Raw genomic sequence first — 437 nt, 5'->3', positions numbered from 1 at the left:
CGGCCCGGCCGAGATGAGCGAGCACCTGCGCTATCTGGCCCGGCACGCCCGGATCCCGTTGTCGGTGATGCCCAACGCGGGCCTGCCGGTCCTCACCTCGGACGGCGCCCACTACCCGCTGAGCCCGGCCGAGCTGGCGGACGCTCAGGAGAGCTTCGTCCGCGACTACGGCCTGTCCCTGGTGGGCGGCTGCTGCGGTACGACCCCCGAGCACCTGCGCCAGGTCGTCGAGCGCGTCCGTGACCTGACGCCCACCCCGCGTGACCCGCGCCCCGAGCCGGGCGCCGCGTCCTTGTACCAGACCGTGCCGTTCCGGCAGGACACCTCGTACCTCGCCATCGGGGAGCGGACGAACGCGAACGGGTCGAAGAAGTTCCGGGAGGCCATGCTGGACGGCCGCTGGGACGACTGTGTGGAGATGGCGCGGGACCAGATCC

General features: G+C 72.3%; 1 protein-coding gene. It reads left to right on the top strand.

Annotation, left to right across the window (positions count from 1 at the left end; translation table 11 throughout):
- A partial coding sequence (locus tag IF73_RS38410) for a homocysteine S-methyltransferase family protein (protein WP_199806790.1) occupies nucleotides 1-437 on the top strand: 437 nt, incomplete at both ends.

The organism is Streptomyces sp. NRRL F-5727 (genome assembly GCF_000719555.1).
Classification (GTDB): Bacteria; Actinomycetota; Actinomycetes; order Streptomycetales; family Streptomycetaceae; genus Streptomyces.
This window is presented reverse-complemented; position numbering and strand designations above follow the sequence as displayed.